The 16,333-nt window shown below is 34.9% G+C and carries 15 protein-coding genes and 1 pseudogene; 7 read left to right on the forward strand and 9 right to left on the reverse strand.

The genetic code is table 11. The features are described 5' to 3' along the window. Nucleotides 1–38 precede the first annotated feature (38 nt). Nucleotides 39–916 (reverse strand): annotated as a pseudogene (locus tag VIX88_RS08990) (IS982-like element ISRa1 family transposase). A 220-nt stretch (nt 917–1,136) separates the two neighbouring features. Next, a complete protein-coding gene (locus VIX88_RS08995) occupies nt 1,137–2,459 on the reverse strand; it encodes an alginate export family protein (RefSeq protein WP_064971003.1) in 1,323 nt (440 codons plus the stop codon). A gap of 227 nt (nt 2,460–2,686) precedes the next feature. On the opposite strand from VIX88_RS08995, the gene nrfH reads away from it, so the two are divergent. From nrfH to ccsA, 4 genes are all read left to right on the forward strand, one after another. Further along, on the forward strand, nt 2,687–3,292 hold the full coding sequence (gene nrfH / locus VIX88_RS09000; protein ID WP_064971004.1) for a cytochrome c nitrite reductase small subunit: 606 nt from the start codon (nt 2,687–2,689) through the stop codon (nt 3,290–3,292). Between the two features lie 22 nt (nt 3,293–3,314). Then, nucleotides 3,315–4,781: an ammonia-forming cytochrome c nitrite reductase gene (gene nrfA / locus VIX88_RS09005; RefSeq protein ID WP_064964559.1), complete on the forward strand. Its 1,467-nt coding sequence runs from the start codon at nt 3,315–3,317 to the stop codon at nt 4,779–4,781. Between the two features lie 77 nt (nt 4,782–4,858). After that, nucleotides 4,859–6,085 carry a cytochrome c biogenesis protein ResB gene (locus VIX88_RS09010; RefSeq protein WP_064971005.1) on the forward strand — a complete coding sequence of 409 codons (1,227 nt, stop codon included), beginning with the start codon at nt 4,859–4,861 and terminating at the stop codon, nt 6,083–6,085. A 2-nt stretch (nt 6,086–6,087) separates the two neighbouring features. Then, on the forward strand, nt 6,088–6,882 hold the full coding sequence (ccsA, locus tag VIX88_RS09015; RefSeq protein WP_214193769.1) for a cytochrome c biogenesis protein CcsA: 795 nt from the start codon (nt 6,088–6,090) through the stop codon (nt 6,880–6,882). Between the two features lie 61 nt (nt 6,883–6,943). Here the strand turns inward: ccsA and VIX88_RS09020 are convergent, their stop codons facing one another. The 7 genes from VIX88_RS09020 to VIX88_RS09050 form a co-directional block, all read right to left on the reverse strand. Next, the gene (locus VIX88_RS09020) at nt 6,944–8,152 is read right to left on the reverse strand and encodes an NAD(P)/FAD-dependent oxidoreductase (protein ID WP_214193771.1); all 1,209 of its coding nucleotides are present in this window, start codon (nt 8,150–8,152) and stop codon (nt 6,944–6,946) included. Between the two features lie 44 nt (nt 8,153–8,196). Beyond that, nucleotides 8,197–9,057: a ferric siderophore ABC transporter substrate-binding protein gene (locus tag VIX88_RS09025; RefSeq protein ID WP_154469280.1), complete on the reverse strand. Its 861-nt coding sequence runs from the start codon at nt 9,055–9,057 to the stop codon at nt 8,197–8,199. A gap of 4 nt (nt 9,058–9,061) precedes the next feature. After that, complete coding sequence (locus tag VIX88_RS09030) at nt 9,062–9,460, reverse strand: ExbD/TolR family protein (protein ID WP_079207034.1); 399 nt, start codon at nt 9,458–9,460, stop codon at nt 9,062–9,064. A gap of 16 nt (nt 9,461–9,476) precedes the next feature. Beyond that, a complete protein-coding gene (locus VIX88_RS09035) occupies nt 9,477–10,157 on the reverse strand; it encodes a MotA/TolQ/ExbB proton channel family protein (protein ID WP_013446946.1) in 681 nt (226 codons plus the stop codon). A 97-nt stretch (nt 10,158–10,254) separates the two neighbouring features. Then, nucleotides 10,255–10,710, reverse strand: a complete 456-nt coding sequence (locus tag VIX88_RS09040) for a hypothetical protein (protein ID WP_154212705.1) — start codon at nt 10,708–10,710, stop codon at nt 10,255–10,257. Nucleotides 10,711–11,033: 323 nt separating this feature from the next. Continuing rightward, entirely contained in the window at nt 11,034–11,753 is a 720-nt protein-coding gene (locus tag VIX88_RS09045; protein WP_064971011.1) for a DNA-binding domain-containing protein, read from the reverse strand. A gap of 99 nt (nt 11,754–11,852) precedes the next feature. Beyond that, nucleotides 11,853–13,169 (reverse strand): hypothetical protein, encoded by a 1,317-nt coding sequence (locus tag VIX88_RS09050; protein WP_064971012.1) that lies wholly within the window; start codon nt 13,167–13,169, stop codon nt 11,853–11,855. A gap of 55 nt (nt 13,170–13,224) precedes the next feature. Here VIX88_RS09050 and VIX88_RS09055 point away from each other — a divergent pair, with 55 nt between their 5' ends. From VIX88_RS09055 to VIX88_RS09065, 3 genes are all read left to right on the forward strand, one after another. Then, nucleotides 13,225–14,103, forward strand: coding sequence for an IS982-like element ISRa1 family transposase (locus VIX88_RS09055; RefSeq protein WP_214193733.1), 879 nt, complete (start codon nt 13,225–13,227; stop codon nt 14,101–14,103). 136 nt (nt 14,104–14,239) lie between these two features. Next, entirely contained in the window at nt 14,240–14,749 is a 510-nt protein-coding gene (locus VIX88_RS09060) for a hypothetical protein (RefSeq protein WP_064969796.1), read from the forward strand. Between the two features lie 38 nt (nt 14,750–14,787). Beyond that, nucleotides 14,788–16,296, forward strand: coding sequence for a hypothetical protein (locus VIX88_RS09065; protein ID WP_064969794.1), 1,509 nt, complete (start codon nt 14,788–14,790; stop codon nt 16,294–16,296). Nucleotides 16,297–16,333: the final 37 nt, after the last annotated feature.

Genomic DNA, 16,333 nt, shown 5'->3' on the forward strand with positions numbered 1-16,333 from the left:
TAATTAGATAGTATGTTCAGAATAACTCGTTGTGCATTTTAAATAATACTGATTTTTAGATGATTTAATTTTCTTTGGAAGATAAATTTATTGATATATTGAATAACCGTTGCGGCGGTTATTTTACTGATTATCCTTGTTTTAAAGCCTTCAAAAGTTTTAGCATAGTTTCTTTAATCATAAATTGGTCGCAAAGTTGAGAGAAAAATGTCTCAATTCGTTTTCGCTTTTTCTTGTACAATGAAAATTGAGGAATATAATCTTTCTGATTACTTCTCATTGGTGTATCTAATTTAATATTAGCATAGTTAAATAAATCTATTTGAACTTTTGCTGATAAATAGCCTCTATCTCCAATTAAAGTACAGTTTCGCATTTGCTCACCACTATCTTTTAAATAGTGGATGTCGTGAACGGATGCAGGGCTTATATCAAAATTCTTAATCACACCATTTAAAGAACATACTGCGTGTAGTTTATAGCCATAGAAATATAATTTCTGTGAAGCACAATAACCATATGTTGGTGAAGAATAGGATTGCTCTTTACAAATTTTTGAACGAGTAGAACGAGCGTTTTCACAAACTTTCATTGGCATGCTATCAACGATAAAAATATCTTCAAACTCATTGAACTCCATCGAAATACGCTGTCTAATTTGCTCTGTTTGTAGGGATAGTCTTCGTTTTCGCTTATTGTAAACACTTCTTTCAATTTTGTTTATCAGAGAGTTTGGCAATTTTCTAAATAACTGTAATTCGCTATCAATACTCAAGTATTCAGCAGTAATATTAAGACTTATGACTTCTAAATCGCTCATTTTAGGTGTTCTTCTCTGATAACTAATCAGTTGATTTTCTGAAAAAAGTCCTAAAACTTCCAAAATTCTTTCATATATTTGCTCTAAGTTGTTCATTTATATCGTTTTATAGCAAAAACAATATACTTATTTTCAGTCTAATAAACAACTCTTGTTTTTTTCATTTCATAATGCACAACGGGTTCAGAATAGTATTTTAGTATAAACATTTTTCTAAATTTATTAAGAAATAAGATGTAAAATCATGTTAAGTAAAAAAAAGGAGCCCTAATATTAGGGCTCCCTTTTTGTGGATTGTATTAAGTTTTATTTTGACTTAAAATTTAGTTTTTAAAATCTGAGGATTTACATTTAAACTCACCCAGAACCAATCTTGATAAGGATTAGCTGTGCTTTTATTTTTAAGATATCTCAATGATTCTGTGTTTAGGAAGAAAGAATAACCACCTACAATACTTACATTAGGCATCACATTATATCCAAAAGTGAAATCCCATTCATTACCAAGGTAAGAGGATAGCTTTTTATCATTATTGTAAATGTTAGCGCCAGAATAGAATAAATGGGTATTTAATCCTAGATTTAGTGACGGGCTAACCTTTGCAGATAGCTTAACATGGGTGTCTAACAATCCTACATTTTTATGAGCGTTCCCTACATAAAAATAATCCATGAAACCATAGAATTTATGGTGAGTCCCGTAAAGTGGGTCGAATGAGTTAGAAATGTTATCGGTTTTGTTGGTATCATCGCCAGAGAGATAATCTGCTCCAATGCTGATGTTGAGAGGTTTTGCAACTTGATAACCTAATGAACCAGAAAGTAAATAGGCAGATTTTTTAGTACCCTGAGCGTTTTTTCCCATTTGATAATAAGATGAGAAATGTCCGTTCCAAGCGTTTTTCTTACCAAAATAATTCATACCCAAAGTTTGTAAGTTATGTGTTTTGGCATCAGGTAATAAATCGTTTCGGTAGCCTAGGTTATTTAACAATATTGAAAAATAAGAAGTTTTAGATAGTTGATGTTTAAAATGAATCAACTGAAGGTGCTGGTATGGCTGCGCATCTGTAGGGGTGAAAAATTGACCTATTGGATTATTTACATTAAGATTGTTGTTTTTATAATTCTGGTTAAAAGCGGCATAAGTAATAACGCTGGTATTGTTTTTATTCCATTCTACGGCTAAAGCGTCGTGGCTTCTTCCTGCAGGGTGCCAGTCGAGGCTTCCGAAAATTCTATCATCATCTAGAGCTATCATTTGGCGTCCTACTCTAGTTCTTAGATTTTCAGATAACTTTAAGTCTGCATATGCTTCGTAGATAGACATTCCTCCGGTAGGATCAACGGTCTGTACTTGGTTAGCTTGCCCCCAAATATTGATGTTTTGTACTGAGAATTTTACCTTTAATAAGTCTTTGTTAGAGTAATTCATGCTCAGTCTTGTTCTGTTGTGTGTGAGAAAAGCATTCTGCTCGCCTTGGTTTAATGGAGTGTAGGCTCCGTTTCTGTACTCGGTTCTTGGACGAATTTGCAAGGACATGTCGAAAGTATTGTCTTTGTTTGAAGAATCCTGAGCTAATATTTGAGAATGAGATAATAGAAAAATACTCAATAAAGGTAAATAATAAGTTTTCATAATATTTATTATTAAGTTAATAATTCAAATGCTAGACAAAATTAGTATCAAATCAGTTTCTAATAAGTGTATTTTGTTGTGATATTTGTCATAATGATATTTATCAGTTAATATTTATCATTTAATCAAGGTTAATTTTTAAAAATATGATAATTATTAGGTGGTTTTATTAGGAAGAAATATTTAATACTATTTACCTTTGTCTAGTAATTTAAAAATAGATCCCTATGATGAAGAGAGAAAACTATGAAGGTAAGTCTAAAACAAATAGACGGAAGGAAAGATGGTTATTTCCTGTACTGTTAGGAGTAGCACTTGGGTTATTTATGTATGTGTTTTACATTTCTAAAGCGTACTCTTACCTTTCAGATGATCCTAAAGCCTGTGTAAACTGCCATATTATGGCTCCGGAGTACTCTACATGGTTTCACTCTTCTCATGGTAGGGTAACTAATTGTAATGATTGTCATGTGCCTCACGACAATGTTTTCAGAAAGTACTATTTTAAAGCAATGGATGGTATGAGACATGCCAGTATGTATTCTCTAAGAATGGAGCCTCAGGTGATTAAAATCAGAAAACCAGGGGAAACAGTAGTTCAGGAGAATTGTATCCGTTGTCATAATGATTTGAATAGTGTGGTGGGTACAGCCTCTGTAACAGCAAGTATGGCTCATAAGGACGAAGGTAAACTATGTTGGGAGTGCCATAGAGATGTGCCACATGGTAATGTAAGAGGGCTTAATTCTGCACCTCATGCTAGAGTGCCTTTGGCGGAAACTCCAGTGCCTGAGTGGCTTAATAAAATGACAAAAGAAAAAGCAAACAAGTAGAAAAATAATAATACATAAAGTTATGAAACGCAAGAGTTGGTTAATTGTAGGAATTTTAGGAGTGGTTATTTTTGGTTTGGGGATGCTTGCTAATTCTATTATGCAGAGAAAGGCAGAGTCTATGCATCTTTCTAAAGCTAATAATAATATTAAAGATTTTGAATCTAGAAATGAAATTTGGGGAGATTCTTATCCTCGTGAGTATGAATCTTGGGCAAAAACGGCAGACACTACTTTTAGATCTAAACATATGAGTAGTAATGCTGATGACTTGCTAGAAGAAAGACCAGAAATGGTAATCCTTTGGGCGGGATATGCTTTTGCAAAAGATTATAAAGCACCTAGAGGGCATTTCTATTCAGTGAAAGATGTAGTGGGTACTCTAAGAACAGGTGCTCCTGATGCCAATCATCCAGATGTGCAACCAGGTACTTGTTGGACTTGTAAAAGCCCTGATGTGCCAAGAATGATGAACCAAATGGGAGTAGAAAACTTCTATAAAGCCAAGTGGTCTCAACTTGGAAGCGATGTGGTAAACCCTATCGGTTGTGCAGACTGTCACGACCCTAAGACTATGAATTTAACCATTACTCGCCCTGCATTGGTAGAGGCTTATCAAAGAATGGGTAAAGATATTAAGAAGGCAACACACCAAGAGATGCGTTCTTTAGTCTGTGCACAGTGCCATGTGGAGTATTACTTTAAAGGAGATAATAAATATCTTACTTTCCCTTGGGATAAAGGTATGTCTCTAGAAAATATGGAGGAATATTATGATAATGCAAAACATGTGGACTTTGTACATAAGTTGAGTAAAGCTCCTATTTTAAAAGCTCAGCACCCAGATTTTGAAGTTTATAATTTAGGTATCCATGCCCAGAGAGGAGTATCTTGTGCGGACTGCCATATGCCATATAAGTCAGAAGGAGGGGTTAAATATACAGACCACCATATTTCTAGTCCATTAGCTAATATCAATAATACTTGTCAGGTTTGTCATAGAGAGTCAGAAACTACTCTTGCTCAGAATGTGTATGAAAGACAAGATATGGTATACCAACTTAGAAATAGATTAGAAAAGCAGTTAGCAAAAGTTCACTTAATGGCTAAGTTCCTTTGGGATAATAATGCTACAGAACAAGAGATGAAACCAGTTTTAGACCTTATTAGAAAGTCACAATGGAGATGGGACTTCATCACTGCATCACACGGAGCGGCGTTCCACGCTCCACTAGAATCTCAGCGTATTTTGGGTGATGGTCTTTATCTAGCGGTACAAGCTGAAGCGAAGATGAATGATATTTCTAACAAGAAAAATATTAGTGGTAAGTTTGTAATGCCAGATGTAAGTACTAAAGCTAAAGCACAAAAATTCATTGGTTTAGATATACCTAAAGAATCAGCTGCTAAAGCACAGTTTATGAAAACCGTAGTTCCAGAATGGTTGAAGAAAGCAAAAGCTAAGGGAGTTCTGGTAAAAGATAAATAAGACTAATAATATTAAGCTCCCACATTTCTAGTTGAAGTTGTGGGAGTTTTTATGTTTGTTAAATAGATAGAATTGATATGAAATTTGAAAATACATTAACTAGTAGAACTCAGTTTAGAGATGCCTTAATTATCAATTTAGGGTTGTTAGCGTTGGGAGTTCTTCTTCAGTATTTTTTAGGAAATATTCCTAAACAGTATGTTTCGTTTCCATATAATATAGGAGCTGGTGTAGGCTTTGTATTGGTATGGACGCTTATTTTTTATTTTTTCAAGCAGAAGAAAATTATTAGTTTATTAGATAGCTCACCATTTGCTATTGTAACTACTATTGTTTTAGGCTTTTTGAGTATAGGTTTGGGCGTATTTAATGTAGCTCCAGAATCTACTTATTATAATACACTTAACAAGCTAGGGGTTAACCAGATTACGACTACATGGTATTTTGCCCTAATTTTCTTTATTCTATTGGTCAATTTGTGGTTGAGTATTCTCAAGAGGGCTTTGGTTTTTCAAGCCAAAAACATCACTTTTTTACTCAATCATTTTGGGTTATGGTTAGCTTTATTTGCTGGAGTTTTAGGTCAAGGCGACCTTACGAAACTTAAAATGACTTTGCAAGATGGTCGTCCCGAGTGGAGAGCGGTAGATGAGAATGGGCATGTGGTAGAGTTGCCGCTAGCACTTGAGCTCAAGAAGTTTGAAATGGAGATTTATCCTAACAAGCTATTTCTCATAGATGAAAAAGGTGAAACCCTACCAAAGTCTAAACCAGACGGTTTTGTGTTAGAAAAAGTAGGGGCAAAACATACTTTTGAAGATTGGGAAGTGAAACTGGTAGAATATGTACAGAATGCAGTTATTGTTAGAGAGAATACTTACGCTAAAAATCCAATGTGGGGAGCAACTAATGCGGCTAAGGTTATTGTAAAAAATAAAAAAACACAAGAGCAAAAAGAAGAGTGGATTTCTTGCGGAAACTTTATGTTTCCACCTAAAGCTATCAAGCTAAGTGAAAATAGAACCTTGGTAATGTCGCCACCAGAGGCTAAAAAATACCAGTCCGATGTTTTAATTTACCAAAAAGAAAGTTCAAAAGTAGAGGAAGGCAAAATATTGGTTAATCAGTCGCTGGAAGTTAATGGTTGGAAAATCTATCAAGTGAGCTATAACGAAAACTTAGGGCGATGGTCAGATATTAGTGTGTTAGAATTGGTGCTAGACCCATGGTTACCGTTGGTGTATATAGGTATTTTTATACTTATGTTGGGTACTATTAGTTTTTTATTTCAAAATCGTAAGTAGTTATGTGGAGTGTATTTAGTTATATTGTATTTTCTTTATTGATATTGTGGGTAACCTTAGGGGTTTTGTTATTATTCAAAAAGAAACCTTTGGTTAATTTAGCATTAGGACTTCACTTGGTGGGGATTATTGTTTTAGGATATTTTATCTCCAATTTATGGATAACCCTAGAGAGACCACCTTTGCGTACCTTAGCAGAAACTAGAATTTGGTATGCCTTTTTTATCTCGGTAATAGGTTGGGTATTGTATTTTTTATACAAACAAAAATGGATTTTGCACTATGCTATCGTAATGGCGGGAGTTTTTACTCTGATTACCTATTTTAACCCTGATACCATCAATAAAACTTTGATGCCTGCCTTACATAGCGTTTGGTTTATTCCGCATGTGGTGGTGTATATATATGCTTATGCGATGTTTGGTATGGCGACATTAGTGGCTGTTTTTGGGCTTTACCGTTATTACAAAAAAGAGCAAGTAGGAGAGACGGTGCAACTGATGAACCAGTTGGTAAATGTAGGTTATAGCTTTTTAACATTAGGACTTCTGTTTGGAGCATTATGGGCAAAGGAAGCGTGGGGACATTATTGGACTTGGGATCCTAAAGAAACTTGGGCATTTATAAGTTGGTTAGGATATTTGGTGTATATTCACTACAGATTTAAGTTTAAAAATGAAGAAGGCATAATGCCGTTTTATATCATCATAGTGGCATTTTTGTTATTGTTGGTATGTTGGTTTGGAGTTAATTACCTGCCAACCGCACAGAATAGTGTACATACTTATACAGGATAAAACTATTGAACAGAATGATAATAAAAGAACCGAGATGTGTATTTTCTCGGTTCTTTTAGTTTTATATCGAATTAAGGTCTTGTGCGATGAGCCATGCTTCGCTCCAACAAGCCTGAAAGTTGAATCCTCCAGTAACGGCATCTATGTCTAAAACTTCTCCTGCAATGTAGAAGTTAGGAAGTATTTTAGATTTCATATTTTTAAAATCAATTTCTTTTAGATAGACGCCTCCAGCGGTTACAAACTCTTCTTTAAATGTAGATTTGCCTGTCACGGAAAGCTTCTTTTTACAGAGGTTTGCTATGATAGTTTGTGTTTCTTTTGCGGAGAGGTGAGCCCATTGTTTTTCGGAGTTGATACAAGAAACTTCTAAAACACTTTGCCAAAAACGGTTGGTAACCTCAAAAGGTTTTCCTTGGCTTAATGTTTTCTTTGGGTGGTTTTGTTTAAATTCTTGGATAAGAGTCTCAGCATCATTAGGTGAAATTCCAACGAAATTAACTTCAATACTAAAATTATAGTTTAAGTCATTTAGCCTTCTAGCCTCCCAAGCGGATAGTTTTAAAATGGCAGGTCCACTAAGTCCCCAATGGGTAATAAGTAAAGCTCCTGCTTCTTCGGATTTTAGTTCTGGTATTCTCACTTCTGCTGATGGGAAGCTAGTACCTGAAAGCCCTTCTAGTAAGTCATCTTTGATGTTAAAGGTAAATAAAGAAGGGACGGGCTTTACAATAGTATGTCCTAAGCTTTCCATTAGCCTTAATGCTTTAGGAGAGCTACCTGTACAGAAAATCACAATATCTGCTAAGAAAGATTCACCATTAGTAATAATGAGATATTGATGGTCTTGCTTAGAGATAGATTTTACTGTAGTTTTGGTATGGATTTCAATATTTTTCTCTTTGGTAGAAGAAAATAAGCAGTCGATAATAGTTTGGGAGCGGTTAGATTCTGGGAAGATTCTATTATCGTCTTCAATCTTCAACGAAATACCTCGTTCTGAAAACCAAGCCATAGTATCACCAGGTTGAAATTTACTAAAAACACTTCTAAGTTCCTTATGACCTCGTGGATAAAATTGAACTAAATCTCTAGCATCAAAACAAGCGTGAGTAACATTACAGCGTCCGCCTCCTGATATTTTTACTTTCTGTAAAACTTCTGCATTTTGTTCTAGTATGCAGACATCATATTTTGAGGTGTCTATATTAGCTGCCGAAAAAAATCCCGAAGCTCCGCCTCCTATAATAACTATATTGGGTTTATTCATCTTGAATTTCCTTATATCCTAAAAATCCCTTTGTTGATTTGGCTTTAGAAAGTGATTTTGTAAGTGCCCGTGGAAGAAGTGTTAGCTCTCTCGGCTTTCACATATTTCTTTACCCACTCTATGGTTGTGTTTACGGCACAAGGGTCTGTAATACCGCCACTTCGTCTAGCCGAAATTACATTGCCCGCTTTATCTACCACATAAGAGATGCTAATGGTGCCTGAGGCAGAACATTGGTGGGTCGGCTGTGAACCACCACGCCCCATAGTTCCAGGTATAAATCCGATTAACTTTCGGTCTATGCCGATTTTACTATCGCCATTGCTATCGCCACCTAGTGGGTCTCCTGAATTGCCGGAAGTGTTTTGGGAGTTTCCTTGAGCTCCTTTGTTGGCACCTCGCCCTCTGATGAGGTTGCCAATAGCCTCGTTACCTCTGCCATCACCTTGGTTGGTCACGGTTTTATTTTGTGTAGTGGTACTGCTTTTTTTAGGTGTCGTGGTTTCTTTCTTTTGGGTGTTTGCTGTGCTTTCTTTTGTAGGTTTAGAGGTTACTTTTTCCACCTTTTCAGCACTTGTTTTGGTATTTTGCCCTGTGATAATTTTCTCCTTTACCACTTCTTTTTTGGGCTGAGGTTCTACAGGTGTAGGTTGTATTTCTTGTATTGGTGTAGGTGCTTCGGTGGCGGATAGACTGCCCTCTTGGTTTTGGGGTTCTTCAGGCAGGTTACCCTCGTTTTGGTCTCCAAAATTGATGAGCATCGTGCTTACGACTTCCTCCTTTGGAAGTTCTCTAGTAAACGAATAAAAATACAAAGCTAAGAATACCAAAAGGCTAATCAAAAATGTGATGATGGCACTTTTGATTTGGTCTTTTCTTTCCGATGTATTTATGGTTTGGCTCATAAGTTTACTTTTCTTGTACGGTTGCAATAGCAATGTTGTAGCGGTTTCTTTCGGCGATTTCCATTACGAAAACAACATCTTTGTGCCTCGTATTTTCATCGGCTCTTATTGTAAAAGAAGGTTTGGTTTCGTTTTTCAATAAGGCATTAAGGGTAGTTTCTAGAGTTTCCTTATTTACAGCTTTATCGTTTACGAAATAGTCACCTTCTGGGGAAATGGTAACCGAAACAGGGTCTTGTACTGCAGGAGAGCCTTCTGCTGCTTGTGGTAACTTCACTTCGATAGCACTTTGGCTAATAGCAGAGGAGGTTATCATAAAAAATATCAGCAAGAGGAAAATAATATCCGTCATAGAAGCCATACTAAACTCCGCACTTGCTCTATTTCTGCGTTTTAATTCCATAAATTAAATTTTTAGTTTATAATGGCTTATTGATAGCATCTAGGAATTCCCCCGCATGAATTTGTATTTTAAGCACCAAACGGTCTACTTTAGTTACGAGAATATTGTAGAAGAAATAAGCTGGAATACCCACAAAAAGCCCTGCGGCAGTGGTTGCCATAGCGGTATAAATACCTGATGCTAAAAGTTTAGGGCTTACGGCTCCCGTTACATTAGAGATTTCAAAAAACGCCATAATCATACCGATTACCGTACCTAAAAAGCCTAGCATAGGAGCGGCACCAGAAGCAGAAGCTAATAAGTTGAGGTTTTTCTCAAGTTTAGACACTTCTAGGTTACCTTGGCTTTGCATCGCATTGCTAATATCACTTATAGGGCGACCTATCCTGCTAAGCCCTTTCTCTATCATTCTAGCTTCAGGGGTGTTAGAGGTCTTGCACAAATCTATAGCCGTGTCTATTTTACCTTCATAGACGAAATCTTTAATATTATTAAGGAAGTTAGGGTCAGTCTTAGCCGCTCTACGAATAAAAAAGTAGCGTTCTAGAAAGATATACAGAGCGAGTATCCCTAGTAAGAATATAGCTATCATAATCACATTAGAGATGATGCCACCTCCGAATAATATTTCCCATAGAGAAAAGACTTGCTTTTCTGTATTTGTGGTTTGAGATACCATTTGTATGCTGTCGTTCATTTTTAAAATAAATTTATGTTATACTAACGAAAAAAGCCTTGAGATATTACTTAGGCTAATTTCTCAACTTGTTTGTGATGTTATGAATTATCTTTTGTTAATCCTCTATCTCTATAGAATCCTCCTTAAAATGGCATTTCAGTTTAAAGGAAAGAGGCTCGTCAGAATTAGTGTAAAAATCTGAAACTTCGCCTTCCCATACCAGTTGTAAAACGCCTTCGTCATTAAGGCTAAATGAAAGTTGGTTGTCTAAAAGTTCCGCTTCGTCATCGTCGTATAAATTGATTTCGGCGTAGAGTTCTTCTTCATTATTGATATTGAAAGTTTGTCCTTCTAAAGCTTTTGATGCGATGGGGAAGTCCGAAATATTAAGTGCCAGTTGAGGAAAACGGTATTGTAAAGAGTCGTCTTCCACATGATCCATATCCTCGCTGGTGATGAGTTTTACCTCTAATAAGATTTTATCGTTACTAAGAACCGATTTGCAATAGGTTTTACTGAAGTGATATTTCAGTGTTTCTTCTGGGTGATAGATTTTTAAAATCCCTTTCATTTTGATATGAAAATTAAATCTGTTTTTTTGTTTTAGCAAAGATAATTTTTTTTAGAGAAAATAAAGCTAAAGCAACTAAAAAACTGATTGATAAGTATCATGCCTTATATCTAGGTTGGTTATTGATGTGTATTACGATGTTTTATATAAGGATAGACCACTTTATCATGTCGTATGGTACGACTTGTTAATATCGGAATGATAGACATTACCGTGTCGGAGGTTTCGACATTGGGCAGACTGTTTGTGATTATGCTATCAGAATAACAATGCCCACCACTCTTAAATTGTAGTGGTGGGCTTTATTGATGTTATTAAAACCATTATCCTATCACCACAGGTGTTGCTAAAATCTCGGTTCTAGGGTCTTTGAGTAGGGCGTTGCCACTACTTCTTTGCGTGGTGATGCTGAGTTCATAATTACCCGCCTCCAAATCTGCAGGAACGAGAATGAGTAACCTTGACGGCTCGTTAAGGACAATATGCTCTGCTGAGAGTTTCACTTCTTGTTGAGTATCTAGGTTTTTAAAGACGATACCATTTTTGGGGTCATTGCCGTCTATTTTAATATAAGTGCCTTTGAGTTCAGCGTTTTTGCCTTTGGTAAGGGTGCCATCTGCTTTGCCTGTGGCTTTGTCAGTAATGCTGAACACTCTCATTGGGCTGGACTGCTCGCCAAGGATTTCTACTTTGGTATCATTAGCGGCTTTTCTTAGGTCGGTGCCTTGGTTCACATTTACATACACCGAGTGTTTCTCTTTATCCCAAGTCTTGTCGTAAAACACCCCCTTAATGGCAGGACGCATATACACCAGCCCTGTATTTACACTATACCCATTGAGTACCAGCTCTGAGGCTTTACGGTTAAAACGAGTGATAATATCTACTGCGGTTTCGGTTTGTATCTCCATACCCTCTTTTTTAAGAGCATTTACGATTTCTGTAATGCCAAGGCTACCGCCTAGAAGAGGTACGACTACAAAATCGTTAGGGTCGTCTTTGGTGAGTAGATTGGGACGCAACCACGCTTTTAAAGTGTTCATAATGTATAAATTTTTGATGTTAGTGTTAGATGTTTATAATACTTTGTGAAGTATAAAAAAGCCCCATTGCGATACCTATCACAATGGGGAAAGGTTAGACTATTTTACTAATAAGGCTTCTAGCTTCTGTAAACGAGCTTCAAAGTTTTCTTTTTGAGATTTCAACTCATTTTCTAATTCAGCAATTTTTGCATCTTTTACTTTTAAAGCTTTATCTTGCTCTATACTATGCAGATAAAGTTCTTCTATCTTCTCCACATTGGTGAGTTGAGTTGCCATAAGGTCTATATAACCCTGTTTTTTAATTTCTGCGGCGGACTTATACCCTGGCAAATGTCCGTTAGCTTTTACAAAATCTTCTACTTGGCTTAGTGTCTTAAAGCTATAATCTGCCTTTAAGCTAGAAGTACCTGTGTAATATTTTTGGAACACATAGTCTGGGAAGATAGCTGCATTAGCACCGATAAAGCCTGTTGCCTTAACATTACCTGCAACCTCTAATTTTTCTGCTGGAGCATTTACACCTATCCCCACATTATCCCCAAAACGAACGGTTCCTAAACCTGTATAAATGGCGTAGTTGCTTCCTGTTGCTTTATTAACATCGGCTAGCTTAATCCCATACATATTGGTGATATTTGCTTTGGCAGAAATCTCTGTTGATACAAATTGATATCCTATATAATCTCCAATAGACGCACCATCAGCTATTGCGGTATAATTACCAAACTCTGCTAAATTGGCCATTGTTGTGTTTGTCGCAATATTAGGACGAGACAGAATATTTGTACAAAACGTTTCTGATTTTGCATTTTCCCTCAAGGTAAGATAAGATATAATGCCTCTCACCCCATTACCTTTTACTGTTGCATTTTCCTTTATATCCACAGTATTTGTTATCCCTAGAAGATAGTCTTCTACAGTTCCACTAGGTGCTACTGATACAATATTCTCTATCCCTTTAGCCTGATTTACAGAATGAGCTGAGATGTCTGTTGCATTTCTTGTATTTAGAGTGTTATAAATTCCTCGTAAAACCTTAGCATTAGCATTATTGTAGTTTACAACTCCTGAACGAATAGCTGTGATTTCATCTGAAGTTCCATAATTATGAGCCCAAGCTCTAATAGCAAAGCTGGCTTTTGCAGTAGGAGTAGTATTGGCTTGTCCCCCAATAAATGAATGAATATTTGCAGCCGTAAACGAGTTAATTGTTGTGTTAGATAAGTGAGAACCTACTGTTTTAAATACATCTACACTATGAAAAGGAGTTGTAACCCCCTGAACAATAAAATCATTAGAAATATGTTCGTACCTTTTTTTAGTTCCTGTAGCAGAAGATACATGGGATTCATTTAATAATCCTATGTTTTTATTATACTCAACCCGTTGTGCATTATGAAATGAAAAAAACAAGAGTTGTTTATTAGACTGAAAATCAGTATATTGTTTTTGCTATAAAACGATATAAATGAACAACATAGAGCAAATATATGAAAGAATTTTGGAAGTTTTAGGACTTTTTTCAGAAAATCAACTGATTAGTTATCAGAGAAGAACACCTAAAATGAGCGATTTAGAAGTCATAAGTCTTAATATTACTGCTGAATACTTGAGTATTGATAGCGAATTACAGTTATTTAGAAAATTGCCAAACTCTCTGATAAACAAAATTGAAAGAAGTGTTTACAATAAGCGAAAACGAAGACTATCCCTACAAACAGAGCAAATTAGACAGCGTATTTCGATGGAGTTCAATGAGTTTGAAGATATTTTTATCGTTGATAGCATGCCAATGAAAGTTTGTGAAAACGCTCGTTCTACTCGTTCAAAAATTTGTAAAGAGCAATCCTATTCTTCACCAACATATGGTTATTGTGCTTCACAGAAATTATATTTCTATGGCTATAAACTACACGCAGTATGTTCTTTAAATGGTGTGATTAAGAATTTTGATATAAGCCCTGCATCCGTTCACGACATCCACTATTTAAAAGATAGTGGTGAGCAAATGCGAAACTGTACTTTAATTGGAGATAGAGGCTATTTATCAGCAAAAGTTCAAATAGATTTATTTAACTATGCTAATATTAAATTAGATACACCAATGAGAAGTAATCAGAAAGATTATATTCCTCAATTTTCATTGTACAAGAAAAAGCGAAAACGAATTGAGACATTTTTCTCTCAACTTTGCGACCAATTTATGATTAAAAGAAACAATGCTAAAACTTTTGAAGGCTTTAAAACAAGGATAATCAGTAAAATAACCGCCGCAACGGTTATTCAATATATCAATAAATTTATCTTCCAAAGAAAATTAAATCATCTAAAAATCAGTATTATTTAAAATGCACAACGAGTTTTAAATAATATATATTCGAAACCATCTTAGAGAAATACCCTAAGGTGGTTTTTTATTTTGATTGATGGAATCTTTATAGCAAATTAAATTTCTGTATTTTTGTATCTAATAATACTGTGAAGTGAAAAATATATTTATAAATAAAACTAAAACTATTTTATTAGTTTTAGTGTTAGTTTTGTTTGGATTGTTCTATGCCAAAGCCCAAAATAAAATGGCAACACACCCGATGATATTTGTAGGGTATAATTATCAAAATGCTAGTTTTGGAGAGGTGGGAGGAAGACTTTTATTTCTAAAGAAAGATAATATTATGTACCGATTGGGAGCTTCTGCTATGTTGGGTAGTCCTAACGGAAAGTTTGTGGTAATTCCTAAATTGCAGGGAGATATTTTATTTAATTTTCAGGAAGATAAAACGCTTAATCATTCTTATTACGGTCTAATAGGTATAGAAACTACCACTAAATATTTTGCTCCAAAGGTAGGGCTTAGTTTCTTTGGAATACTAGATTTTACCGCAGGATACGCTTTCCAAATTCCTAATCAGACAGTTAATGATAAATCTTTAAAAGGGTTTAATGTGGGGGTAGGTTTAAATATTCCGGTGCATTTAAAATTAAAGCTTTAATTATTCTATCTATTTAATCAAAGTAAATGATTTTCAATATGAAACAAAGCCATTCATTTTTCAGCTCTTACTTTTTTCTCTTGCTTATAACATTATTGATAAAAATACCTTTTTTATTTACACACCATATTCAAGAAGATGCGTTTATCACTTGGAATGTAGCACAAAACCTTATAGATTATGGTGTGATAGGTTTTAATGGAGAGGAGCCTATATCTGCATCTACCACGCATTTGTATGTGTTTTTGTCTGCTTTTTTTCAGCTTATTTCGGGGGAATATTTTGTCTATGTTATCCTACTAGTAAATTCGTTTTTGTTTGGACTAGGTAGTATTTTTTTAGGTAAAGTTTTCTTTTCCGAAAGAAAACAGTTGTTTTGGTTTGTAATTTTACTCAACCTATTACCACCTTCTATTACTGCTTCTGTACTAGGTATGGAGTATGGCTTGCTATTTTTTCTTTATACCATTTTTATATACTACGCTGTTGTTAAGAATAAAAATATAGTATATTTCATTTTGCCTATTCTATTAATATGGACGCGACTAGACACGGTAATATTTTTAGGGATTTTAGGATTACTTCTTTTAATATTTACTCGTAAAATAAATCCTTATTTCTTTTTTGGTGGTCTCTTAGGATTGGGAAGTGTGTTGTTATTTAATTATTTGTATTTTGGAGATATTGTTAATCACACTATTGTAGCTAAGAAAATAGCTTACCCTGCACCTGCTGAATTTAGTATAAAAGCCTTTTTCCATCAATTAGCTTATTATGGAGGATATCTTAAAATATCAGGGACTCTAATGATGGCTGTATTTTATCTTTATTTTGTATTTGCAGTGGGACTTTTAATATATGTCGTACAAAGAGAATTTGATACTAATAAAAGAAGAGTATTGCTCATGATATTTACATTCGCGGTTACAAAAATTACCATATTTGTGTTTTTGAGGGCTCATTTTGATTGGTATTACTGGTTGCCTAGAGTATTTATGGCAGCCGTTGTAGTGTATTTTATAGTAAGGTATTTGCTGAGTTACAAAATCAGCCGATTGTTATTGCCTATATTATTTTTAGGATTTGGAGCATTTCAGTATTTGCAATCACTGAGTATTGGTTATATGGAATATACTCAAAGAATACAAATGGTGAAAGATTTAGAAAAAATGGGTGCAAATAAAAATGAAAGTATCGTTTTAGAACCTGCAGGCAAAATTCCTTTTTATACAAGGCTTAAAACTTGGGATGAGGTAGGATTAGTAGATAAAAAAATGACTAACGAAATGATAGCTAATTTTGATTATGCGTGGATAAATCTAATTAATAAATATCACCCTACTTATATACTAACCATAGGCGTAAAGGCTGGAGAAAATGGACTTTATAGAATGTCTGCTACACAAAAAGAAAAGTTTGATAAAGAATATACTTTACTTAAAGAATATCCTATTAAAGAGGTTCATCAATCTGCACCTTTTCTTATTAACACTGTGTATAATATTCGTCCTATAGGACAAAACTATTTTTTATATAAAAAGAAGTGAAATAAAAAAGGCAGCTCACTCCCACAAAAGAGTTAGC

The organism is Riemerella anatipestifer (genome assembly GCF_035666175.1).
Classification (GTDB): domain Bacteria; phylum Bacteroidota; class Bacteroidia; order Flavobacteriales; family Weeksellaceae; genus Riemerella; species Riemerella anatipestifer_D.